Source organism: Asticcacaulis sp. (assembly GCF_047605585.1).
Lineage (GTDB): Bacteria > Pseudomonadota > Alphaproteobacteria > Caulobacterales > Caulobacteraceae > Asticcacaulis.
On sequence record NZ_JASGFK010000013.1, the window covers coordinates 1 to 24130 of the forward strand.

General features: G+C 62.1%; 21 protein-coding genes. 8 read left to right on the forward strand and 13 right to left on the reverse strand.

Annotation, left to right across the window (positions count from 1 at the left end; genetic code table 11):
• Positions 1 to 379 precede the first annotated feature (379 nt).
• The 8 genes from QM647_RS18530 to QM647_RS18565 all read right to left on the reverse strand — a co-directional run bounded on the left by QM647_RS18530 (position 380) and on the right by QM647_RS18565 (position 5410).
• A complete protein-coding gene (locus QM647_RS18530; protein WP_414997043.1) occupies positions 380 to 832 on the reverse strand; it encodes a MarR family winged helix-turn-helix transcriptional regulator in 453 nt (150 codons plus the stop codon).
• An 88-nt stretch (positions 833 to 920) separates the two neighbouring features.
• Positions 921 to 1682 carry an HpcH/HpaI aldolase family protein gene (locus QM647_RS18535; RefSeq protein ID WP_414997044.1) on the reverse strand — a complete coding sequence of 254 codons (762 nt, stop codon included), beginning with the start codon at positions 1680 to 1682 and terminating at the stop codon, positions 921 to 923.
• Complete coding sequence (hpaH, locus tag QM647_RS18540; protein ID WP_414997045.1) at positions 1679 to 2485, reverse strand: 2-oxo-hept-4-ene-1,7-dioate hydratase; 807 nt, start codon at positions 2483 to 2485, stop codon at positions 1679 to 1681. Before hpaH ends, QM647_RS18535 begins: the two co-directional genes overlap by 4 nt.
• Entirely contained in the window at positions 2485 to 2877 is a 393-nt protein-coding gene (locus QM647_RS18545) for a 5-carboxymethyl-2-hydroxymuconate Delta-isomerase (protein WP_414997046.1), read from the reverse strand. Before QM647_RS18545 ends, hpaH begins: the two co-directional genes overlap by 1 nt.
• Positions 2877 to 3695 carry an extradiol ring-cleavage dioxygenase gene (locus QM647_RS18550; protein WP_414997047.1) on the reverse strand — a complete coding sequence of 273 codons (819 nt, stop codon included), beginning with the start codon at positions 3693 to 3695 and terminating at the stop codon, positions 2877 to 2879. The genes QM647_RS18545 and QM647_RS18550 overlap by 1 nt, the downstream gene beginning before the upstream one ends.
• 4 nt (positions 3696 to 3699) lie before the next feature.
• Positions 3700 to 4026: an aromatic ring-opening dioxygenase subunit LigA gene (locus tag QM647_RS18555; RefSeq protein ID WP_414997048.1), complete on the reverse strand. Its 327-nt coding sequence runs from the start codon at positions 4024 to 4026 to the stop codon at positions 3700 to 3702.
• Positions 4023 to 4781 (reverse strand): fumarylacetoacetate hydrolase family protein, encoded by a 759-nt coding sequence (locus QM647_RS18560; protein ID WP_414997049.1) that lies wholly within the window; start codon positions 4779 to 4781, stop codon positions 4023 to 4025. Before QM647_RS18560 ends, QM647_RS18555 begins: the two co-directional genes overlap by 4 nt.
• Positions 4778 to 5410 carry a fumarylacetoacetate hydrolase family protein gene (locus QM647_RS18565; protein ID WP_414997050.1) on the reverse strand — a complete coding sequence of 211 codons (633 nt, stop codon included), beginning with the start codon at positions 5408 to 5410 and terminating at the stop codon, positions 4778 to 4780. The genes QM647_RS18560 and QM647_RS18565 overlap by 4 nt, the downstream gene beginning before the upstream one ends.
• A 92-nt stretch (positions 5411 to 5502) precedes the next feature.
• On the opposite strand from QM647_RS18565, the gene hpaR reads away from it, so the two are divergent.
• A complete protein-coding gene (hpaR, locus tag QM647_RS18570) occupies positions 5503 to 5955 on the forward strand; it encodes a homoprotocatechuate degradation operon regulator HpaR (RefSeq protein WP_414997051.1) in 453 nt (150 codons plus the stop codon).
• A 13-nt stretch (positions 5956 to 5968) separates the two neighbouring features.
• Here the strand turns inward: hpaR and QM647_RS18575 are convergent, their stop codons facing one another.
• Together QM647_RS18575 and hpaE are read right to left on the reverse strand one after the other, a co-directional pair.
• A complete protein-coding gene (locus QM647_RS18575; RefSeq protein ID WP_414997052.1) occupies positions 5969 to 7399 on the reverse strand; it encodes an NAD-dependent succinate-semialdehyde dehydrogenase in 1431 nt (476 codons plus the stop codon).
• Positions 7400 to 7401: 2 nt separating this feature from the next.
• On the reverse strand, positions 7402 to 8901 hold the full coding sequence (gene hpaE, locus QM647_RS18580; protein ID WP_414997053.1) for a 5-carboxymethyl-2-hydroxymuconate semialdehyde dehydrogenase: 1500 nt from the start codon (positions 8899 to 8901) through the stop codon (positions 7402 to 7404).
• A 417-nt stretch (positions 8902 to 9318) separates the two neighbouring features.
• Here hpaE and QM647_RS18585 point away from each other — a divergent pair, with 417 nt between their 5' ends.
• The 7 genes from QM647_RS18585 to argE all read left to right on the forward strand — a co-directional run bounded on the left by QM647_RS18585 (position 9319) and on the right by argE (position 18340).
• Positions 9319 to 10263 (forward strand): PDR/VanB family oxidoreductase, encoded by a 945-nt coding sequence (locus QM647_RS18585; protein WP_414997054.1) that lies wholly within the window; start codon positions 9319 to 9321, stop codon positions 10261 to 10263.
• Positions 10264 to 10274: 11 nt separating this feature from the next.
• A complete protein-coding gene (locus QM647_RS18590) occupies positions 10275 to 11459 on the forward strand; it encodes a Rieske 2Fe-2S domain-containing protein (protein WP_414997055.1) in 1185 nt (394 codons plus the stop codon).
• Positions 11456 to 12880 (forward strand): aldehyde dehydrogenase family protein, encoded by a 1425-nt coding sequence (locus QM647_RS18595; protein ID WP_414997056.1) that lies wholly within the window; start codon positions 11456 to 11458, stop codon positions 12878 to 12880. The genes QM647_RS18590 and QM647_RS18595 overlap by 4 nt, the downstream gene beginning before the upstream one ends.
• A gap of 22 nt (positions 12881 to 12902) precedes the next feature.
• Positions 12903 to 14036: a histidinol-phosphate transaminase gene (gene hisC, locus QM647_RS18600; protein ID WP_414997057.1), complete on the forward strand. Its 1134-nt coding sequence runs from the start codon at positions 12903 to 12905 to the stop codon at positions 14034 to 14036.
• 69 nt (positions 14037 to 14105) lie between these two features.
• On the forward strand, positions 14106 to 15773 hold the full coding sequence (locus QM647_RS18605; RefSeq protein WP_414997058.1) for a thiamine pyrophosphate-binding protein: 1668 nt from the start codon (positions 14106 to 14108) through the stop codon (positions 15771 to 15773).
• 35 nt (positions 15774 to 15808) lie between these two features.
• Positions 15809 to 17191 (forward strand): MFS transporter, encoded by a 1383-nt coding sequence (locus tag QM647_RS18610; RefSeq protein ID WP_414997059.1) that lies wholly within the window; start codon positions 15809 to 15811, stop codon positions 17189 to 17191.
• A 12-nt stretch (positions 17192 to 17203) separates the two neighbouring features.
• Positions 17204 to 18340 carry an acetylornithine deacetylase gene (gene argE / locus QM647_RS18615; protein WP_414997060.1) on the forward strand — a complete coding sequence of 379 codons (1137 nt, stop codon included), beginning with the start codon at positions 17204 to 17206 and terminating at the stop codon, positions 18338 to 18340.
• 29 nt (positions 18341 to 18369) lie between these two features.
• On the opposite strand, the gene QM647_RS18620 is transcribed toward argE, so the two are convergent.
• The 3 genes from QM647_RS18620 to QM647_RS18630 form a co-directional block, all read right to left on the reverse strand.
• On the reverse strand, positions 18370 to 19890 hold the full coding sequence (locus QM647_RS18620; RefSeq protein ID WP_414997061.1) for a S10 family peptidase: 1521 nt from the start codon (positions 19888 to 19890) through the stop codon (positions 18370 to 18372).
• Between the two features lie 14 nt (positions 19891 to 19904).
• Positions 19905 to 21446 carry a S10 family peptidase gene (locus QM647_RS18625; RefSeq protein WP_414997062.1) on the reverse strand — a complete coding sequence of 514 codons (1542 nt, stop codon included), beginning with the start codon at positions 21444 to 21446 and terminating at the stop codon, positions 19905 to 19907.
• An 86-nt stretch (positions 21447 to 21532) separates the two neighbouring features.
• A complete protein-coding gene (locus QM647_RS18630) occupies positions 21533 to 23818 on the reverse strand; it encodes a TonB-dependent receptor (RefSeq protein WP_414997063.1) in 2286 nt (761 codons plus the stop codon).
• Positions 23819 to 24130: the final 312 nt, after the last annotated feature.

Consider the following 24130-nt stretch of genomic DNA (forward strand, 5'->3'; position numbering starts at 1 on the left):
TGCTGGCCGAAAAGACGTTCCGCGAATACGAGAAGCCGGTCAATTCCGATAGCAGGGGGAGACGATTGCAGGCGATTTTACAAGAGACTCATGTGCAGGCGTCAGGTGGCGCCTAGCTTTTCACCTCGCCGCCCGACACTTCGCCCGTTTGAGTCAGCTATTTCAACTCTCGGTTCAGGTCGGCTGTGCGGCCTTGCCCAAAAATTCTATACGGAATTAGCGAGGCGGGGCCGGCCATCATCATTGTCCGGTTTGGGCGTTCGGTAGAATCTGCGCACCTATGTCGGCTCTGGGCGCAGATTGTCGAATGCGTTGACGGGCCAGAAGCGGAGGATTTAGTCGGCATATTCAGAAAAACCAAGGCTACGCTGACATACTCTTAGATAGTGGTCAGTCGTGACGCCGTCATTTGTGTCTGATCGAGCAAACGGCCTAGCAGATGGTTATCGGTGTGGCTCATATCGGAAAATACCTGCTGTTCCAGTTCACGGGCGTCGAAGACCAGGCGCCGGCAAAGTTCTTCGCCGTAAGGCGTCAGGAAAAGATATTGTGAGCGCTTATCCTGATTGGAATTCACCCGCGTGAGCAGGTTGCGCTTCACCAGCTGGAAGACGGCCCGCGATACCGTCACCTTGTCGATTTTGTTCAGTGTACAGAGTTGGCGCTGAACCGCCGGGCCATGCTCATAGACCCGTACCAGGATCTGCCAGCCCGCGATGTTAAGATTGTAGCGGTCCTTGTAGAGCTGACTGCGGCAGTTGCGCATGGCAAGTGACGCCATGGACAGGCGTTGGACGATAGAGTCATCGATGCAGAAGGAAGAGGTGGGCATAGGCGTACCAAAAGTCGGACAAATGGGCACTTGCTTTATAATGCCGGGCGGCAAACTTAACAAGTTAAGGATGTGTCGGATTGATGAATTAATCCGGCCCGCTAACGCGCTTGCGTAGTTGCTTTGCGCCATTCGACAAAAGACCGATATCCGTGCCCACCGATATGAAACGGGCGCCGGCACCTGCCATTTCCGTGGCGTTCTCCGGAGAGGTGGCGAAAATGCCGGAAGGCTTGCCGGCCTTTTTGATGCGCGACAGGGCATCAGCGATAGCGGCTTGGACATCGGGGTGCGCGATATTGCCGGGGTGACCCAGGGCAGCTGCCAGATCACCGGGGCCAACGAACAGGGCATCGACGCCTTCAACGGCAGCGATGTCTTCTATGGCGTCGAGACCGGCCTGGCTTTCGATTTGCAGGATCAGGCAGATGTGTTCATGCGCCGTTTGCAGATAGGTGGCATTGGCGCCGAAGCCGGAAGCGCGGCTGGTTGAGCTGGCAACGCCACGGATGCCATGCGGTGGAAAGCGGGTGGCATTCACCAGATGACGCGCCTGTTCGCCGCTTTCGACCATCGGGATCAGCAGGGAGCGGAAGCCGATATCGAGATACTGCTTGATGATGACCGGATCGCCGATTGGTGGACGCGCCACGGCCTCGACCGGATAGGGGGCCACGGCCTGGAGCTGGGCCAGCAGGGTCTGGGCCGTATTGGGGGCATGTTCGCCATCGAACAAAAGCCAGTCATAACCCGTACCGGCGCAGATTTCGGCGGTATAGGGATTGGCCAGGGCCTGCCACAGACCGATTTGCAGGCGATCTTCCGCCAAGGCGACTTTTAACGGGTTCATACAAACCTCACCGAGATGCTGCCGAGGGGGCCGTAATCGACATGGAAGCTATCGCCGGCCGAGGCGAAGACCGGGGCGGTGAAGCTGCCGCCCAGGATAATTTCACCGGGCTCCAGGGTCTCCCCCCACGGCGCCAGCTTGTTGGCCAGCCACGCCACGCCCATGGCCGGATGGCCCAGCACGGCAGCGGCCACACCGGATTCTTCAATGACGCCATTCTTGTGGATCAGGGCGGAGATCCAGCGCAGGTCGACGGCATCGGGGCGGATCGGATTGCCGCCCATGACCAGGCCGGCATTGGCGGCGTTATCGGCGATGGTATCGAACACCTTGCGCGTTACGCCGGTTTCCGGATCGACGCGGCGGATGCGGGCATCGATGATCTCGATGGCCGGCACGATATAGTCGGTAGCGTTGAGCACATCGAAAATGGTGCAGTTTGGACCGGACAGGCGATCCTTCAGGATAAAAGCCAGTTCGACCTCAATGCGGGCCTCGATGAAGCGACTGATCGGAATGTCGGCATTGTTGGCAAACAGCATGTCGTCCAGCAAAGCGCCGTAATCGGGCTCACTGATATTGGACGACCGCTGCATGGCGCGGCTGGTCAGGCCGATCTTGTGGCCGATCAGCTTGCGGCCGGCGGCGATCTTGTTGGCCACCCAGGCGCGCTGGATCAGATAGCCGTCGTCGATCGTCATGTCGGGCTGTTCGCGCGAGAAATGGCCGATCTGAGCGCCGCTCTTTTCGGCGGCCTCGAGACGGGCGGCCATGTCAGCGATGATGGTGTTTGACAGTGCCATCAGTTATCCTTTTTGAAACGCGAATGGAGGTTGTTGTGCTTGAAGCTGCCGGCCTCGTCGGCTTCCTCGACATACATCGACAGAGCCAGATAGCGGCGGGCATAGAGGTCGGCGAAATGGGCCTTCACCTCTTCGAACAGGCCGGAAAAGAACAGGCGCTTGAATTCGGCGCTACGGCCGGCGCCCATCTTGACGGTGATATTGACGAAAGCATCGTCGGCCTTGCCGTCAGCGATCACATAGTCGTCGAGCTTGATGGCGCGGACGCGGATGCCGCCCCACGGAAAGACGCCGCCTGAGTCGCGCATGGCAGCGGCGATCAGTTCGAGCAAACCGTGGATATCGGCTTCGCCTTCGAGGTTCGACGTCCATTCGACTATGGCGTGGGCCATCAGGCAATCTCCAGGGTAGCGATGGTGCAGCCGACGGCAAAGATCGGTATCGGCTGATAAAAATGAACCGTGCCGGGACCGCGCGCGGCGGCGGCGGCGGCGATGAAGGTGCGGATTTCGAACCCGCCTTGGCCGGCATCGCGGTAGGTGTCAGTATCGGTGTAGACCAGCATGGCGGCCTTGTCTTGGCGCGACCAGCGATCAAGGAAATCACGGTCCCAGGCCTCGTTGATCATGCCGCTGTCCGGTGTCGCGGGCCAGTGCGAGATGCCGCCAGTGCAGACGATTGCGATGCGTTCGGGCACCGCCTCAGCGGCGCGGCGCAGCGCTTCACCGAACGCCCAGGCGCGGTGCAGAGGCGAGAGCGGCGGTCCCTGGCAGTTGATATTGCCGGGAATGATGGTCAGTTCGTTATGCGGATCGAGGAAATGCAGGGGCACCATGATGCCATGATCGAAGCGCCATTCTTCGGCATAGGCGGCATCGACCGTTTGCTGAACTTCAGTGATCAGGCGGCGCGACAGGTCCGGATTACCGCGAACTACCCGATGCGGAATGCGCAACCACTCAGGGTCTTCGATCGGGCCGTCATAGGTTTCCGCCATGCCGAGCGCGAAGGCCGGCATATTGTTCATGAAGAAGTTGGCGAAATGCTCGGCCGCCACTACGATCACCGCATCGGGCCGAGCAGCATGGAGCCGGTCGCGCATATCGTGGAAGGCGGCGAAGAAGGCCTCGCGCGCGGCGGGATCGGCGCGTTCGGGACGGCCGGTAATTCCGGGGGCATGGCTGCAAACGCCGCTGAAAACCAAGGACATGAGTTTACGCTCCTGCGACTTTGTCATCGAGGCCGGAGAGCATGGCATAGACGCCCGCCCGCACCGGTCCATGCTGCCGGATGCCATCACGCATCCGCTGGAGATAGTCCGACCACTCGATGCCGCAGAAGGCGGCGAAGTGCATCAGGATCTGGCCGTTGACGCCCAGCACATAGAGCAGGCCGATATTGGGTTCGAGCACAGCGCGACGTTCCTCTTCGCTCAGGCCATAGGGCACAATTGCGACCTGCGGCTCTGCCCGGAAGCGATCCTTCAGGGCCTCATCGCGGTTCAGTTGATAGAGGAACTTCGACAACTGGTAGAGGCTCATGCCACCGGCTCCGCCATCAGGTGATTGACCAGCCGGCCAATGCCTTCGATTTCGCAAACCACCTCGTCACCGGGATTGCAGAAATGGACACCCTGGGGGGTGCCGGTCATGATCATGTCGCCGGGCAGCAGGGTCTGGGTTTCCGACAGGTAGGCAATCAGGCCAGCGACATCGAGCACCATGTCGCGGGTCGAGCCTTCCTGTACGATCACGCCATTGACCGTGGTGCGCAAGCTGAGGCTCTGCGGATCGGGCAGATCGGCGGCGTCGACGATCCATGGACCCAGCGGCGTGGTGGCGTCGCGGTTCTTCACGCGCAGATTGGGGCGGTAGTAGTTTTCGAGATATTCGCGGATGGCGTAGTCGCAGGTGACCGTATAGCCGCTGACATAGTCGAGCGCGTCCGCGACGCTGACCTTGCGGGCCGGCTTGCCGATAATGGCGACCAGTTCGCATTCCGGGTGCATCTGGTTGCCATCGGCCGGACGCGGCGTCGCGCCCTGGTGGCCGGTCAGGGTGTTGTGTCCCTTGAGGAAAACCAGCGGTGGTTCCTTGGTCTGGAAACCCAGTTCCTTCCGGTGGTCGGCATAGTTCAGGCCAAGCGCAAAGATGGCGGCGCCGGGCGTGGTGGGTGGCAGCCAGTGCGCATCTGATGCGGGCAGGGTTTCGCCACTGACCAGTTTCAGGGTCTGGTCGCCGTCGATGACCTCGGCCCAGACGGTAGCACCCTTGTGGTAGATACGTGCGCGTTTCATGCCTTGGCCTCCCGCTGGATCTGGACGGTGAGGGGGGGGAGGCCACGCGCCGTGACGGTGACCGTATCGCCACGTCTGGCCTGCGGCGCGTCCCCCGCCAGGCCGATCAGCAGCAGGTCGCCGGCGCTCAGGGTCATATAGCTGGTCATATCCGCGATCAGGGTGGCGGCGTCGCGCACGAGCCGTTTCAGGGACCAGGTATGGACTGGCTGCCCATTGATAAGGGTTTCGATATCTGCGCTCAGAAAGACGTCGTCCAGAGGCAGGGGCCGTCCGAGGGGTAGGAAGCCGTCGCGGCAACGCTGGCGCACGCTCGGGCGATAGTAGCTGGCATTGGGTTCGCTGATATCGAGCGCCAGGCATATGCCACCAACATGAGAAAGCGCGTTTTCGCGCGAGACGCGCGTGGCGTCGGTGCCGATCAGCAGGCCAAGCGTGGCGGCCACCTCCACGGTGGTCAGGTCGTCCTCGAGCCAGACAGGTCCCGGCATCAGGCAGTTTCTGGATTTGATATAGAGAACAGGCGCTTCGGGCGGCGCCTTGTAAGGCGGCTGCATGAAGGCCTCGGTCAAAGTTGGCCGTTGCAGGCTGTCATTCAGCACGATACCGTAGATGTTTCCTGCGATCATATGTTGTATTTTCTCTTCGCTGTGTGCCATATACTTAACACGTTAATTGAAGAAGGTGACCCTTTGAAGTGCAAATTCCACGGTGGCAATTCATGACGCGACAGGAAAAACTGCTTCCTTATCGCCAGTCGCTTGCCGGAACCCTGCTCGCCGCCCGTGAAGCTGTCATGGCGCCGATCCGCCCGATGCTGAACGAAGCGGGCGTCACCGAACAACAATGGCGCGTCCTGCGTGTGCTGGATGGGTCCGGCCCCACGGACCTTAAGACCCTGGCGGATTCGGCCCTGCTGTTTGGCCCCAGCCTGTCGCGCATCATCAAGGATCTGGTCGATCGCGGTTTTGTCGTGCGCGAGAGCAATCCGAACGATGGCCGCGGTTCGATCGTTTCCCTGACGAAGACGGGTGGCGCCCTGATCGAGGAAACGGCGCACCGCACCCTGCGCCAGCTGGAAACCTATAGCGACCAGTTTGGCGAAGAACGGCTGCAAAACCTGATCAACGAACTGAAGGCCTTTACGGCTGCTATCAGTCCGCCGGCTGAGTGATATCAGCGCGCTGTCAGAGGCCGAAACAGACATATTTCACCTCCAGATAGTCCTCGATGCCGTAGTATGAGCCTTCGCGACCGAGGCCCGACGCCTTGACGCCGCCGAAGGGCGCGACCTCGGTGGAGATCAGGCCGGTATTGACGCCGACCATGCCGCTTTCGACGGTTTCAACGATTTTCCAGACGCGGGAAATATCGCGAACATAGACATAGGCAGCGAGGCCGAATTCCGTAGCATTGGCCAGTTGGATCGCCTCGTCGTCGGTTTCGAAGCGCGTAATCGCCGCCAATGGGCCGAAGGTCTCTTCTTGGGTGACGCGCATATCGGGCGTCACGCCGGTGATCAGGGTTGGCTGGTAGAACAGGCCCTCCAGGCGCTGGCCACCGGTTCGCACCTGTCCGCCTTTCGTGACGGCATCCGCAACATGCGATTCGACTTTGGCCACGGCGGCGTCATCGATCAGCGGGCCGATCTGGTTGTCCGGATTGCGGCCGTCGCCAATCTTTAGCCCCCGGACCGCCTGGGTCAGCTTATCGACAAAGGCATCATGGACTTTGGCCTGCACATAGATGCGGTTGGCGCAGACGCAGGTCTGGCCGGCATTGCGGAACTTGCTGAGCATGGCGCCTTCGACGGCCGCATCGAGATCGGCGTCATCGAAAACGATGAAGGGCGCATTGCCGCCCAGTTCCAGCGACAGTTTTTTGATGGTCGGCGCCGACTGCGCCATCAGCTTGATGCCTGTGGTGGTCGAGCCGGTGAAGCTGATCTTGCGCACTTTCGCGCTGGCCGTCAGCTCGCCGCCGATCGTTATCGGATCGCCGGTGATTATGTTGAGCACACCCGCCGGCAGGCCGGCCATTTCAGCGATCACCCCAAGTGCGAGGGCCGAGAAAGGCGTTTGTTCCGCCGGCTTGACCACGACGGTACAGCCGGCAGCCAGGGCCGGGCCGATCTTGCGCGTGATCATGGCCGAGGGGAAATTCCACGGCGTGATAGCAGCCACGACGCCGATCGGTTGTTTCAGCACGATATTGCGTTTGTCAGGCGCATGCCCCGGAATGACGTCGCCGTATACGCGCCGGGCCTCCTCGGCGAACCATTCCAGAAAGGACGCTGCATAGGCGATCTCGCCACGCGCTTCCGTCAGGGGCTTGCCCTGTTCCTCGGTGAGCAAGACCGCCAGGGCCTCCTGATGCTCGATCATCAGGGCGTGCATCCGCTTCAGGATACGGGCGCGCTCACCGGCGGTTTTTGCTCGCCACAGGGGCAGGGCGGCTTCGGCGGCATCAATGGCCTGACGGGCAGCCTCGGCGGCGAGTGCGGGCACGCGACCGATGGTTGCGCCGGTGGCGGGATTGGTGACCGCGATCCAAGGGTCACCGGACTGCCACGCGCCATTGATCAGGCATTGTTCCCGCTTGAAGGCCGGCGACGTCATCCTCAGGCGCCTAGGCGCTGCATCTTGTGGTGACCGCGCGCCAGGGCGACATTCTTCGTTTCCATATAGAAATCGAAGCTCCAGTCGCCACCGTCGCGGCCGATGCCGCTGGCCTTGACGCCGCCGAAGGGCGTCGGCAGGTGGCGGACATTCTCGCTGTTGACCCAGATCATGCCGGCTTCCAGGGCGTCGGACACGCGCAGGGCGCGGCCGACATCATTGGTCCAGACGTAACCGGCCAGGCCGTATTCAACATCATTGGCCTTGGCGATGGCGTCGGCCTCGTCGGTAAAGGCCATGGCGGTCAGGACCGGGCCGAAGATTTCCTCGCGGGCGATGCGCATGGATTGGTCGGCGCCAGCGAAAAGCGTGGGCTGGACGAAATAGCCGCCGCCTGCGATGGCTTCGCCACCGGCGGCGATGGTGGCGCCATCAGCACGGGCGATATCCATGTAGCTCAGGACCTTGGCCTGGTGGCGCGGATGGATCAGCGGACCGACCTCGGTGACTGGATCGAACGGGTCGCCGACCTTGAGGTTACGCACGCGCGCCGCCAGTTTTTCAATGAACTGATCATAGATCGAGGCCTGGATCAGCACACGCGACGACGAGGTGCAGCGCTGACCATTCAGCGAGTAGATCATGAAGACGACGGCATCGAGGGCACGTTCCAGGTCGGCATCATCGAAGACGATGACCGGGTTCTTGCCGCCCAGTTCGAAATGGACGCGCTTCAACGTATCGGCGCCCTGTTTCATGATGGCCGAGCCCGTCTTCGATTCACCGACAAAGGCGATGGCCTTGATGTCTTTGTGCTCGGTGAGACGCTTTCCCGTTGTCTCACCGAGGCCGTTGACGGCATTGAAGACACCGGCGGGGAGGCCGGCTTCGCTGGCGATCTCGGCCAGCAGGCGCGCCGAATAGGGCGACCATTCGGCCGGCTTGTGGACCACGGTGCAGCCGGCGGCAAGCGCGGGGGCGATCTTCCAGGTCGACAGCATGAAGGGGGTGTTCCACGGTGTGATGACAGCGACGGGTCCGATCGGCACGCGGGTGGTGTAGTTGAGGTGCTCGCTGGTCGGCAGGGCCTGGCCATCGGCGGCGCCCGGCGCGCGATCGGCGAAGAAACGGAAGTTCTCGGCGCCGCGAATCGCCGCCTTCGACATGAAGCGCCAGCACTGGCCCGCATCGAGGCATTCAACGGCGGCGATCTCTTCGGCGCGGGCCTCGATCAGATCAGCAATGCGGTGCAGGATGGCCTTGCGCTTGTCACCCGACGTGGCGGCCCAGGCCGGAAAGGCGGCCTTCGCAGCGGCAACCGCGGCATTCAGCTCGAACTCGGTGGCATCGCTCGCATGGCCCAGGACGTTACCGGTGGCTGGTTCGGTGACTGGGAAGGTGGGGCCCGCACCGGCTTCTGATTTGCCGGCGATGAAGTGGCCCAGGGGTGACTGCATGCGCTCTAAGGCGGCAAGGGCGGTGGCGCGGCGAGGGTGGGGCATTCGTGTGTCTCCAACTGTGACACCATAATACTGAACATGTTAAGTAATTCAAGCGCGATTATGTGATTGGCCGAAAAACTTATTAAAATCAGTCCGGAAGGCTGATGCGCTCTGAATCTATAAGGAGAGTGCGCACAAATTTGAATTTTCGTATACCATATAATTTGTTTCTGTGATTGGATTGGCGAGTGTCAATTATCCTCCGAAAGCGGTCGAATTATCGATGAGGCGCCCTTGCGGTAAAAAAGATAACATGTTAAGTTTATTTTGCCTCAACGGCAGGACAGTGGGTCTGCGGCAAATAATAATCTGGTGCGGGTGTGTGAGCGGCCTGCGTAAAAGGGAAGGGCCTGTCATGCGGCACGCATCATACACTGTGAACCACGCCCTCCCTTGCCTGTGCGAGGCGGCGCAGTGATGGCTGATGCCGAAATTCAGGTCCTGATTCGGGCGATCCGTTATGAGGCGGAGGGCGTGCTGTCCTTCGAACTGGAAGCGCTGGATGGTGCGTCTCTGCCTGAGTTCGCGCCGGGTGCGCATATCGATGTCCATCTGCCGAACGGCTTGATGCGGCAATATTCCGTGACCAATGCATCGAACGGCCGTCACTATATCATTGGTGTGGGTCTCGATCGTGCCAGCCGGGGCGGTTCACGCTGGCTGCACGATCAGGCGCGGCCGGGGCAAGTGCTGACCATCAGTGCGCCACGCAATACCTTCCCGATGGCCGAACCCCTGGCAGACGCCGTGCTTTTCGCCGGCGGTATCGGCATCACCCCGATCCGCGCCATGGCCGGCCATCTGGCGGGGCAAGGCGTGCCGTGGACGCTTTACTATGCGGCTCGGTCGCGTAAGGCGGCGGCGTTCGCATCTGACCTGCGGGCACTGGATGGCGATCTGCGCCTCCATCTCGATGACGAAATGCAGGGTCTGCTGGATATCGCCGCCGCCGTGGCCGCTGTGCCTTCGGAAGCGCATCTCTATTGTTGCGGGCCGGAGCCGATGATTGCGGCATTTCTGGAAGCGACGAAGGATCGCGCACCGGACCATGTCCATGTCGAGCATTTCGGCGCCGTCGCGCCTCTGGCCGATGACGGTGGGCTGGTGATCGAGCTGGCGCGTTCCGGCAGGGTGGTCGAGGTCCGGCCGGACCACACCATTCTGGAGGCCGTGCTGGCGGCTGGTGTTTCCGCGCCGTCGTCCTGTCGCAATGGTGTCTGCGGCACCTGCGAAACGCGCGTCCTGGCCGGCGAGCCCGACCACCGCGACCTGATCCTGAGCGAGGCCGAAAAGGCCGCCGGCGATACCATGATGATCTGTTGCTCGCGCGCCAAAAGCCCGCGTCTGACGCTTGATCTGTGAGGAGTGATGACATGACGAATGAACCCACCGCTTACGGACGGCCCGAGCCGACCTTTTTCGAGGAGTTGACGCGGGTAGGGGCGGGCACCCCGATGGGGGAGCTGCTGCGCCGTTACTGGCATCCGGTCGGACTCGTTTCGGATGCCACGGCGACGCCGCGTCTGATCAAGGTATTGGGCGAGGAACTGATCCTGTTCCGTGACGGCACGGGTCGGCCGGGGCTTCTGCATCCGCGCTGCGCCCATCGGGGTGCCTCACTCTACTATGGTCGTGTCGAAGAAAAGGGCATCCGTTGCTGTTACCATGGCTGGATGTTCGCCGTGGATGGTACCTGCGTCGAGCAGCCATGCGAGCCTGATACGGGGGCCGTGACTTGCGGCAAGGTGCGCCAGCCGCATTATCCGGTCCAGGAGCTTTACGGCTTGATCTTCGCCTATATGGGGCCGCTGGAAAAGCAGCCGGTCCTGCCGCGCTACGATGTGCTGGAAAACCTGACGCCGGGTGAATTCATCGAGGCGGATGACAGCTCCATCGGCAGCGGCGGACCGCAGATCGTGCCGTGCAACTGGTTGCAACACTATGAAAACGTGATGGACCCGTTCCACGTGCCCATCCTGCACGGCTCCTTCAGCGGCAATCAGTTCATCGCCAAGATGGCACTGATGCCGCGCGTGACGTTCGAATATACCGAGCGCGGCGTGCGCTCTGTCCAGCTGCGTGATGTCGAGGGTGGCACGCATCGTCGCGTCACCGAGGCCGTCCTGCCGGCGGTGCGCGCTGTGGCCAGTCCGCGCGCTGAGGTCGATGGGCCGTGTTCGCTGCTCGGCTGGGTTCTGCCGATCGATGACACCACCTTCCGCATCTATACGGCGGGCCGCGTAACTGAGGTCGGCGCGCTGGCCAAGATCCGTTCGCACTATAACGGCAAGCTGTGGCACGAGCTGACTGAGGCCGAGCACCAGGCCTTTCCGGGCGATTACGAAGCCCAGGTCAGCCAGGGGGCGATCACCTTCCATTCCGAGGAAAACCTGACCTCAACCGACCAGGGCATCGCCATGCTGCGCCGGGTCTATCGCCGTCAGCTCGACGCCATCAAGGCCGGCAAGGATCCGATGGGCGTCAGCTTTGATCCTGAAAACGCATTGGTACACCTGGACGCAGGCAGCGTCGTAGAACTGACGGAGGCCACGGTATGACCATCCCCACCGGACAAAGTCTTTATATCGGCGGTCAATGGACCGCCTCGACCGCGACCGACACCATAGCCGTCGTCAATCCCGCCACTCTGGAGATCATCGCCCACGCCACGGCCGGCTCGGCCCAGGATGCCGCCAGTGCCGTATCGGCAGCGCGCAAGGCCTTCGATGACTGGTCTCAAACGCCACTGGCCGAGCGCATTGCCCTCCTGCAACGTGTGAGCGATGGCATCAAGGGGCACGGCGATGAACTGGCGGGCCTGATCACCGCGGAAATGGGCTGCCCCATCGGCTTTTCGCGGGCAGCGCAGATCGGTCTGCCGCTTGGCGATATCCATGCCACCCTCGAAGTCGCCAAGGCGCTTGACGACAAGACCATCGGCCGCTCGCTGGTCCAGAATGATCCGGTGGGCGTTGTGGCGGCCATCACGCCTTGGAACTTCCCGCTGCACCAGATCCTGGCCAAGATTGCTCCGGCGCTCGTCGCGGGCTGCACGATTGTGCTGAAGCCCAGCGAGGTGACACCGCTTGATGCCGCGCTGCTGGCCGAAATCTTCCATGACGCCGGCGCACCGGCCGGTGTGTTCAACCTGATCATCGGCGGGCGCGAGGCCGGCGAGGCGCTGGTCTCCCATCCCGATATCGACATGGTGTCCTTCACCGGCTCGACCCGTGGCGGCCGTGCGGTCGCCGAAATCGCCGGCCGGGGCCTGAAAAAGGTGGCGCTCGAACTGGGCGGCAAGTCGGCCAATATCATCCTCGATGACGCCGATCTTGAAAAGGCCATTCCGGCGGCCCTCGGCCAGAGTTTCATTAATTCCGGCCAGGTGTGTGCGGCCCTGTCGCGGCTGATCGTGCCCGTCCGCAAGCGCGCCGAGATCGAGGCCATCGCCATCGAGGCGGCGAAGGGCTGGACCCTGGGTGATCCAGCCGATCCGGCCACGCGCCTGGGGCCGGTCGCCAACCAGACCCAGCAGGCGGGTATCCGTCAGGCCATCAATGGCGCGCTTTCCGAAGGGGCGCAGCTCCTGACCGGCGGCGCCGAACAGCCGACCAATTTTACGGGCGCCTATGTCTCGCCGACCATCTTTTCCGGCGTCGACAGCCGCATGACCATTGCCCGCGAAGAGACCTTCGGGCCAGTCCTGTCGATCCTGACCTATGCGGACGAAGCCGAGGCCATCCGCATCGCCAATGACAGCGCCTATGGCCTGTCAGGCGGCGTCTGGTCGGGCGATCTCGATCGCGCCGAGGCCGTGGCGCGTCGGATGCACACCGGCCAGGTGATCCTGAACGGCGCCGGCCTCGATCTCGCGGCGCCCTTTGGCGGCGTCAAGCAATCCGGCCTCGGCCGCGAAAACGGCCGCTACGGCCTAGAAGAATATTGTTCGCCCAAGGCGATCACCCGTCCACAAGCCTGATCCTATGGGAACCGCACAGACCATGCCCGATACCGCCGCCCCCGTTTTGCTGAATACCGCCCTTGGCCATGTCGCGGCCATTCCGCCCTATCCGCCGGGCCGTCCGATCGCGGCGGTGGCACGCGAATTCGGCCTCGATCCGGCCAATATCATCAAGCTGGCTTCCAACGAAAACCCGATGGGTTGTTCGCCGAAGGCCATGGAGGCCATCCGCGCCTCGGCCACGGAAACCCACTACTATCCCGATTTCGATTGCTTCGAGCTGCGCCATGCGCTGGCCGAAGAGAATGGCGTGAGCTTCGCTGAAGTCCTGCCGGGCGCTGGCTCCAGCGACCTGATCCTGCAGGTGGCGCGTGGCTGGCTGGATAAGGGCCGCCACGCCATCGTGCCGCAATATTCCTTCGCCGCCTATGAAAGCTGCGCCAAGGCGCAAGGCTCTTCCACCGTCACCGTGCCGGCCAAGGGATGGGACTACGATCTCGATGCCCTGGTCTCCGCCGTCACCGATGAGACGGGCGCGCTATTCATCGCCACGCCAAACAATCCGATCGGCAACGTAGTAGCGCCCGATGCCCTTGAAGCCTTCCTGAAGGCCGTGCCGGAGCATGTGCTGGTGGTGCTCGACGAAGCCTACCGTGAATTCCTGCCGGTAGAGCAGCGCCCGGACCTGAAGCGCCTGATGGCCACGCGCCAGAACCTCTTGGTCATGCGCACCTTCTCCAAAATCCACGGCCTGGCGGGTCTGCGCGTCGGCTATGGTATCGCCAATCCGTCGATCATCACTACGCTGAAGACCCTGCAAATGCCGTTCAGCGTGTCGGCGGTGGGGCAGGCGGCGGCGCTCGCCTCGATAAACGATCCGGCCTTCACCCAGGCCTATCACGATCTCAACGCCTCGGAACGTCAGCGCATCTGCGCGGCGTTCGAGGACAAGGGCTTCGACTATGTGCCGTCGCAGGCCAATTTCATCCTGTTCCATGTTGGCGACGGCCCGGCGACAGCGCAGGCTTTGATGAAGCGCGGGGTCATCACCCGCCCGGTGGCTAATTACGGCCTGAAGACCTGGCTGCGGGTTTCGATCGGCCTGCCGGAACAGAACGATGTCTTCCTGAAGCATCTGTTTGACCTGCTGCCGCAAGGCTCACGCGCGGCCTGAACCGCGTCTGTTTTTTGGATTTAAGGGCCGCGCCCGATCAAGGCTTGCGGCAAAGAGGAGCGTAAAGAAATGACCACCGGTGGCCAGGCTCTGGTAGAGCAGTTGCGGCGTGAAGGCGTGGAAGTCGTGTTCGGGATTCCGGGCGTGCAACTCGATTGGGCGGTCGATGCCCTGTGCGATGCGGCCGACGACATCCAGTTCATCGTGCCGCGCCATGAGCAGGCGACCTCCTACATGGCGGACGGTTATGCCCGCACGACCGGCAAGGAAGGCGTATGCATGATGGTGCCGGGACCGGGCATGCTGAACGCGCTCGCCGGTCTTTCGACGGCCTGGGCCTGTAACTCGCGCGTCCTGTTCATTTCCGGCCAAATCCCGTCGCAGACCATCGGCAAGGGCTATGGCCAGTTGCATGAAATCGCCGATCAGTCGGGTATCTTGAAATCCCTGACCAAGTGGCATGGCATCGCCATGTCGGCGGCGGAAATTCCGGCGCTGGTCCATGAAGCCTTTGTCCAGTTGCGTTCCGGCCGGCCGAGGCCGGTGGGGCTGGAAGTGCCGCCCGATGTGCTTCAGGCCACGATCGAGGCCGTTCAGTATTTCGACGCCGCCACCTATGAGGCGACACGGGTCGAGTTGTCGGCAATTGCGCAGGCCGCAGCCCTTCTGGCGAAGGCGAAGTTTCCGGTAATATGCGCCGGCGGCGGCGCGGGCGCGGGCAATGCTGGCACGGCGCTTCAGGCCCTGGCGGAAAAGATCCAGGCGCCTGTCGTCATGACCGAAGGCGCGCGCGGCACGGTGCCGGCGGGTCATCCTCTGGCCCTGACGACGCTGGGTGGCCGTTGCGTCCTGCCGCACGCCGATGTGGTGCTGGTGGCGGGCACGCGCTTCCTCGATGCTTTGTCGCGCCCGACCTTTGCCTCGCCGTACTGCCAGTTCATCTATCTCAATATCGAGGAAAACGACCTCGGTGCGCCGCGTCAGGCCGGGGTAAAGCTGCACGGCGATATCCGCTTGGGTCTTGAGGCGCTGAACGCCGCCATCGCGCCGGCCGATCGGCCGTCACGCGCGGACGATGTCGCCAAGGTCAGGGCGTGGGAAGAGGGGCAGTTTTCGGCCATTACCCCACAGGCCAATTATGCCGACGTGCTGCGCGCCCATCTGGGCGACGACGAAGCACTGGTCAGCGAACTGACCCAGGTCGGCTATTTCTCCAGCATCGCCTACAAGGTCAATGCCCCGCGCACATTTGTGACGCCGGGCTACCAGGGCACGCTCGGTTATGGCTTCCCGACCGCCTTGGGTGTGGCGGCGGGTGCACCGGACAAGCGCACCGTCTCCATCACCGGCGACGGCGGTTTCGGCTGGGGCCTTCAGGACCTGGCCACGGCGGCGAAATACCAGCTCAACCTGACGACCGTGGTGTTCGCCGATGACCGCTTCGGCAATGTCCAGCGCATCCAGAAGCGCACCTTCGGGCGGGAGTTCGCCGTCGACCTGCACAATCCGGACTTCCAGCTGCTGGCCCAGGCCTTCGGCGTGCGCTCGGAACGCGTCGATAGTCCGGCTGGTCTGGCCGCCGCACTCGAAGCCGCAAAACAGGCCGGTGGGCCGTCCCTGATCGAAGTGCGCGTTGGCGAAATGCCGAGTCCCTGGGCGCTGATCCATCCCTTCGTGCCGCCTGCCAGCCCGCCGCCGCCCAATCCTCTGGGTGAGCCCGCCGCCAGCGCCGCCTGAATCTCCATCGCCACTTGACAGAAAGAGCCTAAATCGTGTCCGCAGATTCCGATACCGGCGCTTCGCCGGCTCTGCCTTCCAGCGACGCCGCCGCGCGGAGTTCCGGACGGTTCTATCCCTGGTACGTCTCGGGCGTGCTGATGCTGGCCTATGTGCTGTCCTTCCTCGACCGGCGCATCCTCTATCTGATGGTCGAGCCGATCAAGGCGGACCTGCACCTGTCGGACTTCCAGTTCTCGCTGCTGACCGGCGGCGCGTTTGGCATCTTCTATACGCTGGCCGGGTTGCCGATCGGCTGGATGGCGGATCGATATAATCGTAAGAACCTGATCGCCATAGGCATCACGGCGTGGAGCGTGATGACGGCGCTGTGCGGCCTGGCGCGGACCTTTCCCATGCTGTTCCTGGCGCGGATCGGTGTCGGCGTGGGGGAGGCGACCCTGTCGCCCTCAGCCTATTCGATGCTGTCGGATACCTTTGACCGCAAGCGCCTGCCGCGCGCCATGAGTCTCTACACCTTCGGTATCTTTATCGGTGTCGGTATCGCCATGATCGCCGGCGGCGAACTGGTGCAGTATGTCCAGCAGTTTCCTGATTTTAACCTGCCGGTCATAGGCACGCTGCGGTCCTGGCATGTGGTCTTTCTGACCATTGGCATACCCGGCCTGATCATGGCCCTGTGGGTTTCCACCCTGAAAGAGCCGCCGCGCTCCGGGCCAGTCAAGCCGGTGTCATCGGGCAAAGGGTTCCCGTTTGCCGAGGTGTTCGGCTTCCTGTTCCGCAATCCGCTGATGACCATTGCCCTGTTTGTCGGCCCAGCCTTCTATTCCATCCTGTCGGAGGCCGATTCCTGGTATCCGACCCTGTTTATCCGGCTATGGCACTGGAATGTCGTCGACGCGGGCAGCATCAACGGCCTGTCCTCGCTGATCGCCGGGCCGCTGGGCCTGATCTTCGCGGGCTGGTATTCCAGCCGGGCCTTCAACAAGGGCCAGACCGACGCCTGCTTGCGCCTGACGGCTTGGTCAGCGGCGGGCATCTGCCTGCCGGCCATCTGCCTGCCTTTGGCGCCCAGCGCGGAGATCATGGCGGCGCTGCTGTTCCCGTTCAAGTTCTTCATTGGTTTTGTGCCGGTGCTGATCCCTTCGGCCATCCAGATGGTGGCGCCCAATCACCTGCGTGGGCAGCTTGGGGCGGTCTTCCTGTTCACAACCGGCCTGATCGGCACCAGCATGGGTCCCATCCTGCCGGCCTATCTCAGCGACTACGTCTTCACCGGCACCTATGCTTTGGCGCATGCATTGGCGGTAACGGCGCTGATCGTCGGGCCCTTGACCTTCGGCCTGATCTGGCTGGGCCTGCGGCAATACCGCGACCGCTATGCCCGCCTGACCGCTACCGAGGACGCAAGCACTTAAGGGACCAACACCATGACCCGTCATCTGGAAATACTGGAAAGACTGATCGGGTTTCCCACGGTCAGCATCGACAGCAATCTCGCCCTGATCCACTGGATCAGGGAGTATCTGGCCGGATTTGGCGTGATCGCCCACCTGACCCACGATGATGCCGGACGCAAGGCCAATCTGTTCGCCACCATCGGCGAAGGCGAGGGCGGTCTGGTCCTCTCCGGCCATACCGATGTGGTGCCGGTTGCGGGACAGGACTGGTCGAGTGATCCCTTCACCGCCACGATCGGTGACGGGCGGCTCTATGGCCGCGGCGCCTGCGACATGAAGGGCTTCATTGCCGTGGCCCTGTCGCTGGTGCCGGATCTGGTGGGCCGCACAGGTGAGCCCATTCACCTGGCCTTTTCCTATGACGAGGAAATTGGCTGCAAGGGCGTACCCCGGCTGATAGCGGATCTGGCGCAACGGGGCATATCGCCGCGCGGTTGCCTGATCGGTGAGCCGACCGGCATGGACTTGGTCGTCGGCCACAAGGGCGCCAATATGTACCGCGTTGTCGTGACGGGCCGGGCTGCGCATTCCTCACTGGCGCCGCGGGGCGTCAATGCCATCGAACAGGCCGCGCTGATGATCGCGTGGCTGATCCGCATCGGTGAAACCCTGCGTGGCGAGGAACGCCGCCATTTCGGCTTCGACATTCCAAATTCGACCCTTCAGGTCAATCGCATACAGGGCGGCACAGCGGGCAATATCGTCGCCGACCGGTGCGAGTTCATGCTCGATATCCGCAACCTGCCGTGGACGCGCACGGATGTGCTGCTGGCCGATTTTCAGGCCTTCATTGATCAGGATATCCTGCCTGCCATGCGGGATATAGCGCCGGAGGCCTCGGTCACGGTCGAGCAAGTCGGCCATGTGCCGGCCTTCGAGATCGCGGAAGATGCGCCTTTGGTAAAACGTATGCAGCTCGCCGGAAAGGGCTGCCGCTGTGGTTTCATGGCTTTCGGCACCGAGGCTGGGTTGTTCCAGCAGGCGCGAATTCCCACCGTGATCTGCGGGCCAGGCCATATCGAACACGCCCATCGCCCCGATGAATATGTCAGCCTCGATCAGCTGGAGAGATGCCGCAGCTTCCTGCAAAGATTGCTGGAAATTTGAAAGCCCCGCAGTGATCCATGGGGCTTTTGTTATTTTATAAGGGCCTGATCATAGAAGCGGGCGATATCGGCTTTCATCTTCGCCTGCGAACCGGGGTCCTGGTAGATCATGTGCCCCGACGGGTAGGACAGGATCTGAACGTTCCCGACCAGTGACGCCGGCAGGTTCATATGGGCCAGGTCGTATTCCGTGGCATGGAGCGGCGTGATCAGGTCGTAGGTACCATTGAGCGACAGGACCTTCAGGTTCGGATTGCGCCGCATCGCTGCCGCCAGGTCGAGCGCCACATCAGCCATACTGATCTGCTTGTCGCCTGCCGGCGGTTGGTGGCTCCAGTCCCAGACTTCGAACATATGGTCGTCGATCGCATTGTAGGGCATGTCGGCGCGGTACTTCAGCTCACCGGTCAGGTAGTCATGGAAGGAAGCGACATAGGAGGGACTGGCGCTTTCGGCCGGATCGAATTCGGCGCGATCGGCCGCCCCATCGGTGACCGCACCAAGCGCGCGACCATCCAGTTCACCGACAATCTGGCCCTGGTCGCGCAGCAGTTCACTGCGGAAACGGCCGGCTTCGATACGGAGATTAACCTGCTTCAGATAGGCGACCGAGAGGCCGGTATAGCGCGACACCTGCTCGGCTACAGCTGTCTTTTCGGCGTCGGAAATGTTGTGTCCCTTGGCAAGGGCAGCGGAATAGGGGCCATCGGCATAGGCCTTGACCTCGGCCAGGAAGCTGTCGAGATCGGCGCCTTCGCTGGCGCGATGATGATAGTGCGCGATGGCCGCGAAGGTCGGCAGCAGGTTCACCGTACCGCGATCAAGCCCCGGCGCCAGGTCGCCGAAATTAAGGATGGAGGAAATCAGGGTGATGCCGTTCAGGTCGATATTATCGGCCTGCAGGCGATAGGCCAGCAGGGCCGAGCGCGTGGTGCCGTAGGATTCGCCCATCAGGAATTTCGGCGACGACCACCGGTCATTCACTTCGATATAGCGGCGGATCGCGCGCGCGAAACCGTCCGCATCCTGGTCGATACCCATAAAGCCCTTGAGCGTATCGGCATTGGCGGGTTTCGAATAGCCGGTATTCATGGCGTCGAGGAAGACCAGATCAGTCTTGTCGAGCAGGGTGTTGGGGTTATCGGCCAGCGTATAGCTCGCCGGCGGTGTCGGCTCGGGGAAGCGAGTCCTGACGTAGCGCGGGCCAAAGGAGCCCATATGCAGCCAGATACTCGATGAGCCGGGACCACCGTTATAGACAAAGGTGATGGGGCGCGGTGCAGAACCCTTCGGGCGGTCGGCGATATAGGCGACATAGAACATCTTGCCGCTGTCGGCGCCGGTCTTGTCGGTCAGGGCGAGAATACCCGCTGTCGCCTGATAGGCGATGACGCGGCCATCGACCGTGATCTGGTGGCGCGTCGTGGAATCGGCCGGCCAAACCGGCTCCGCGCTTGTGGCAGGCTTTTCCGGCGGGGTTTCGGCGGAGAAGGCCGGGGCAGCAGTCAGCAGCGCCAGCAGCGCCGCGGCGGTTACGAAGGTCGGTTTCATGTGTGCGATCCGGTTCAGTGCGTGGCGGTGTTGTAGAATTTGACGAGGTCGGCCTTCATCTGTTTCAGCGCCGTCTGGTCGCCATAGGTCATGTGGCCGGAACTGTAATAGGTCAGGCTGACATTGCCGCGCAGTTCCGGCGTCAGGAGCATGTGCTGCAACGCGTTTTCGGTGGCGAAAAAGGGCGTGGAGAGGTCGTAGAGCCCGTTCATCGACAGCACCTTGAGCTGCGGATTGCCGCGCATGGCCGCCGAGAGGTCGATGGCGGTATTGACTGTGGTCAGGGGCTCATCGAAGCCAGGCGCCTTGTGGTGCCAGTCCCAGGCAGGCTCGACCACCATATTGTTCAGCGCCTTGTAGGTACGGTCCGGGTGATAGTTCAGTTCACCCGACAGGTAGTCGTGGAAGGTCGAGAGATAGGCGCTGCTGACGCCGGCAGTTGCCGGATCGTCGGTGGCCGGATCGAAGGAACCGCTGGCGGCCAGGTAGGAATCGCGGGCGGTGAAACGGGCGTCGAAGCGGCCGGTGATGGTGGTCTGGTCCTTCAGCAGTTCGCGGCGGAAGGCTTCCATGTCGATGCGCAGCTTGCAGCGCTTCAGGTAATCGACCGACAGGCCGGTGAACTGCGACAGGCGCTCGGCCACGGCGTTTTCCTCAGCCTCCGGCAGGGCGTCGCCCCTGGAAAGCGCCGCGGCATAAGGGCCACGCGCGAAGTCGCGGGCGGCGTCGAGGAAGGCGTTGAAATCGGCGGGCTCGCGTCTGGCGCGGTTATGATACCAGGCCGTCGCGGCATAGGTCGGCATAAGATTGACGAAGCCCTGATCCTGTCCCGCCAGGTTGGGGGCGAAGTCGAGGATGGTGGAGAGCAGGACCACGCCATTGACCTGGACGCCGACATTCTGCAGGCGATAGACCAGCGCCGCCGCACGGGTGGTGCCGTAGGATTCCCCGAACAGGAACTTGGGCGAGGTCCAGCGCTGGTTCTGGCTGAGCCAGGTGGTGACACCTTGCGTAAAGGCATTGGCGTCCTGATCCACGCCCCAGAAATCGACGCTGTTGCCATCGGGCAGAATCTGCGAATAGCCGGTGCCGACGGCATCGAGGAAGACCAGGTCGCTGGTATCCAGCAGGGTATTTTCGGACGGGCTGAAGCGGTAGGGCGCCGGGCCGGTCGGGTTAGGGCTGGCGGTGACGACCGAGCGCGGGCCCAGGCCGCTCATGTGCAGCCACAGGCTGGCTGAACCGGGGCCGCCATTGAACAGGAAGGTCACCGGCCGCTTCGGCGCACCGGCCGGCTGGTCGGCGACATAGGCGACATAGAACATGGTGGCGGTCGGCATGCCATTGGCATTGCGCAGGACCAGCGAACCGGCCGTCGCCTTGTAATGGATGACCTTGCCATTGACGGTCACGTCATGGCTGGTGGTGACGGCGGAATCGACAGTATCGGGTAGGGGAGCGGTCACCGGTTCCGGCGTGGCGGCCGGGCAAGACGTGGAAAGGGCCGTACCGCAAAGGAGAACGGCCAGGGCCGCGTGGCGAAGACATCCGGTCATATCGATATCCCTTAAGCTGAAACAGAAAAAGACCGGCGCTCTTTCGGGGAGGACAAGAGCGCCGGTCGGGGCGGTCAGGCCGTGGCTTACCAGTGGGCGTTCAGACGCAGGCCAATGGTACGCGGGCGATTGGTCAGGACGTTGTATGGGTCATTGACGGTATTTTCAATGTTCACCTGGGCGTTCTCGTCAAAGGCATTGTCGGCGTAGAGGGTCAGCGAATAACGATCGAGATTGAGCGTGGCGCGCAGATTGACCAGGGTATAGGCTGCGGTCGGGACGTTGTATTCGTCATAGCTGGTATATTCGACCTCTCCGACATGCTGCACGTCGCCGCCCACGGTTACCGAACGGCCGCCCAGGGTGAAGCGCTGGTCAAGCGACACGCTGTAGCTGCTCTTGGGCACATTCAGCAGCGGCGTGCCTTCCAGGGCCAGGTCGCCGAGGGTCGGCAGGTCCTTGGTCAGCTTGGCATCGCTGTAACCGGCGGCGACCACCAGGGTCATGCCCTGGAGCGGCCGGGCGGTGATATCGAATTCCGCGCCTTGCGAGCGGGCAGCGGTACCGGACAGGTTGCCGACGCCGGAGAAGACGCCGCCAACACCGTAACGCTGCTCGATTTGCAGATCGATCAGATCGATGGAGTAGGCCGTCAGGTTAGCGAGCAGCTTGCCATTGAATAGACGGCTCTTGATGCCGGCTTCATAGTTGCGGGTGCGGTCCGGGCCGTAGCCGGACGGCACGTCCGACGACGAAGAGGCATTGGTGCCGCCGCCGCGATAACCTTCGGCGTATTGCGTGAAGACCAGCACATTCGGCGTCAGGTTATAGGAGAGGTTGGCCTTGTAGATGGTGCCATCGGCATCAGCCTTGGTGGTCGACTCGCTCGGATCGCTGAGGCCGAAGAAGGGCACGACCGTATGGGAATAGATGTCGCGGTCGGTCTTGAAGACCCGCACACCGCCGGTAAAGGACAGCTTGGGCGTGATCTTCCAGGTAGCCTCGCCGAAGAGGGCGGAATCCTTCGTCTTGTCGACGAAGTAGCGGTTCGAATAGATGGTGCCGTTGTAGTCAGGCAGGCCCGTCGCCGCCACGGAGGCATAAAGGTAGGTGGCGAAGTCGATCTCGCGATCGGAATAGTAGACCCCGAAGACTCCGTTCAGCGGTCCGTCGAAGTGCGTGCTGATCCGCGCTTCCGTGTTGAAAAGCTTGGTGCTTTGTGGGGCCACCGAAACACCGGCGTCCGGAATATCAAGCGTGTCCGGGAAGGCGCCGACACCTTGCAGGAAGTGGAAGAAGTTGAAGGATGCGTGGTCATCTTCGGTCACGACCGCATTGCGATCAGTGTAGGAAGTGGCGACGGTCAGGTCGGCCTTGTCAAATTGATGTTCCAGGGTGAGCGCCAGGATCTTGGTGGTGTCGGTACGCGGTTCCCAGGAGTAGAGGTCGTTCTTGCGATCGCCAGCGGCGGGATAGTAGAGGCCGGTGTCCGCGTCGGTGATCGAGACATTACGTTCCTGCGGCTGGCCGCCGGAATCCATCGAGTGATAGAAATATTGCAGCAGCATGCTGGTCCGGTCGCCCAATTGGCCCTTCAGGCCAATGCGGACGCCAGAGTCGCGGTAGTAGTTGTAATTGTCCTTATTGCGCAGGGTATTGTCGATAAAGCCCGAGAAATCATCATGATAGGCGACGACACGCAGAGCCAGCTTGTCTTCGACCAGGGGTACGTTGACCATGCCCTTGATGGCATAGTTGCCGCCGCCATCGGTGGTTTGCGAACCGTCGAGTAGGAGGCTGGCGGCATAGCGATCGAGCTTCGGCTTGTTGGTCACGAAACGGATCACGCCGGATTGCGAGTTGGAACCGTAAAGCGTGCCTTGCGGGCCGCGCAGGACTTCGATCTGCTGGACATCATAGAGGTCGAGGTCGGCCTGCTGCCCGCCGAAGCTGGTGGCTGCGCCCCCCATGCCGCTCATCGGCACGTTGTCGTAGTAGGTGGCTACCTGAGCTTCACCGGCGGAATTGATGCCGCGGATAATGTAGCGCTTGTCGCCAGGGCCGTAGTCGGCAAAGGTCAAGCCGGCGACCGAGCGGGCGAAATCGGCAAAATTGGCAACCCCCATGGCCTCAAGGCGATCCTGGCCCAATACTGCGATACTGCCCGGCACTTTCTGGACGGCGAGGGCGCCTTGTTTGTACGCGGTTACGGTGATCACAACCTCGTCTTGGGCTTTCGCCGGTGCGGCCGGTTGTGGTTGATCAGCTGGATTTTGTGCCTGCGCGGCCAGGGTCGCCGATGCGGCAAACATGGATGCGAATGTGAAACCGGCAATCGTCGACGCCCGCAGGCGCTTCTTCAACTTGTTCATCGTCTTACCCCTTGGATACGTATGCCGCAGGACCGTTAAATCACGACCTGGCCACGTTTTATTTAACGTGTTATGCAAATGCTTAACATGTTATCTGGTTTTGACAAGACGTATTTGTGACACAGTGGAAGAGTGTTTTCCTGCCTGCAAGGGAGCGGTTCGGGTCACAACCTGAAAAGGAGGACTTACAGCGGTTCTCAGCGGTCTGTGCTCTGCTCCTGTGCTCGGAAATATCCGTTGTAAGCAAAGTCCGTTATCCGAATCCGACGGGTGAAGATACCTGCCGACCCTGGCCGTCCGAGTTTGGGCCAA

Coding starts and splice junctions, on each gene's coding strand:
- QM647_RS18565 (WP_414997050.1), bottom strand. CDS start 5,410: ATGATCGCAGGAAACATCTACGGTATCGTGCTGAATGACAGCCTGCAA.
- QM647_RS18530 (WP_414997043.1), bottom strand. CDS start 832: ATGCCCACCTCTTCCTTCTGCATCGATGACTCTATCGTCCAACGCCTG.
- QM647_RS18630 (WP_414997063.1), bottom strand. CDS start 23,818: ATGAACAAGTTGAAGAAGCGCCTGCGGGCGTCGACGATTGCCGGTTTC.
- hpaE (WP_414997053.1), bottom strand. CDS start 8,901: ATGCCCCACCCTCGCCGCGCCACCGCCCTTGCCGCCTTAGAGCGCATG.
- QM647_RS18595 (WP_414997056.1), top strand. CDS start 11,456: ATGACCATCCCCACCGGACAAAGTCTTTATATCGGCGGTCAATGGACC.
- QM647_RS18590 (WP_414997055.1), top strand. CDS start 10,275: ATGACGAATGAACCCACCGCTTACGGACGGCCCGAGCCGACCTTTTTC.
- QM647_RS18605 (WP_414997058.1), top strand. CDS start 14,106: ATGACCACCGGTGGCCAGGCTCTGGTAGAGCAGTTGCGGCGTGAAGGC.
- argE (WP_414997060.1), top strand. CDS start 17,204: ATGACCCGTCATCTGGAAATACTGGAAAGACTGATCGGGTTTCCCACG.
- QM647_RS18585 (WP_414997054.1), top strand. CDS start 9,319: ATGGCTGATGCCGAAATTCAGGTCCTGATTCGGGCGATCCGTTATGAG.
- hpaR (WP_414997051.1), top strand. CDS start 5,503: ATGACGCGACAGGAAAAACTGCTTCCTTATCGCCAGTCGCTTGCCGGA.
- QM647_RS18625 (WP_414997062.1), bottom strand. CDS start 21,446: ATGACCGGATGTCTTCGCCACGCGGCCCTGGCCGTTCTCCTTTGCGGT.
- QM647_RS18575 (WP_414997052.1), bottom strand. CDS start 7,399: ATGACGTCGCCGGCCTTCAAGCGGGAACAATGCCTGATCAATGGCGCG.
- hpaH (WP_414997045.1), bottom strand. CDS start 2,485: ATGGCACTGTCAAACACCATCATCGCTGACATGGCCGCCCGTCTCGAG.
- QM647_RS18560 (WP_414997049.1), bottom strand. CDS start 4,781: ATGAAACGCGCACGTATCTACCACAAGGGTGCTACCGTCTGGGCCGAG.
- QM647_RS18620 (WP_414997061.1), bottom strand. CDS start 19,890: ATGAAACCGACCTTCGTAACCGCCGCGGCGCTGCTGGCGCTGCTGACT.
- QM647_RS18545 (WP_414997046.1), bottom strand. CDS start 2,877: ATGGCCCACGCCATAGTCGAATGGACGTCGAACCTCGAAGGCGAAGCC.
- QM647_RS18535 (WP_414997044.1), bottom strand. CDS start 1,682: ATGAACCCGTTAAAAGTCGCCTTGGCGGAAGATCGCCTGCAAATCGGT.
- QM647_RS18550 (WP_414997047.1), bottom strand. CDS start 3,695: ATGTCCTTGGTTTTCAGCGGCGTTTGCAGCCATGCCCCCGGAATTACC.
- hisC (WP_414997057.1), top strand. CDS start 12,903: ATGCCCGATACCGCCGCCCCCGTTTTGCTGAATACCGCCCTTGGCCAT.
- QM647_RS18555 (WP_414997048.1), bottom strand. CDS start 4,026: ATGAGCCTCTACCAGTTGTCGAAGTTCCTCTATCAACTGAACCGCGAT.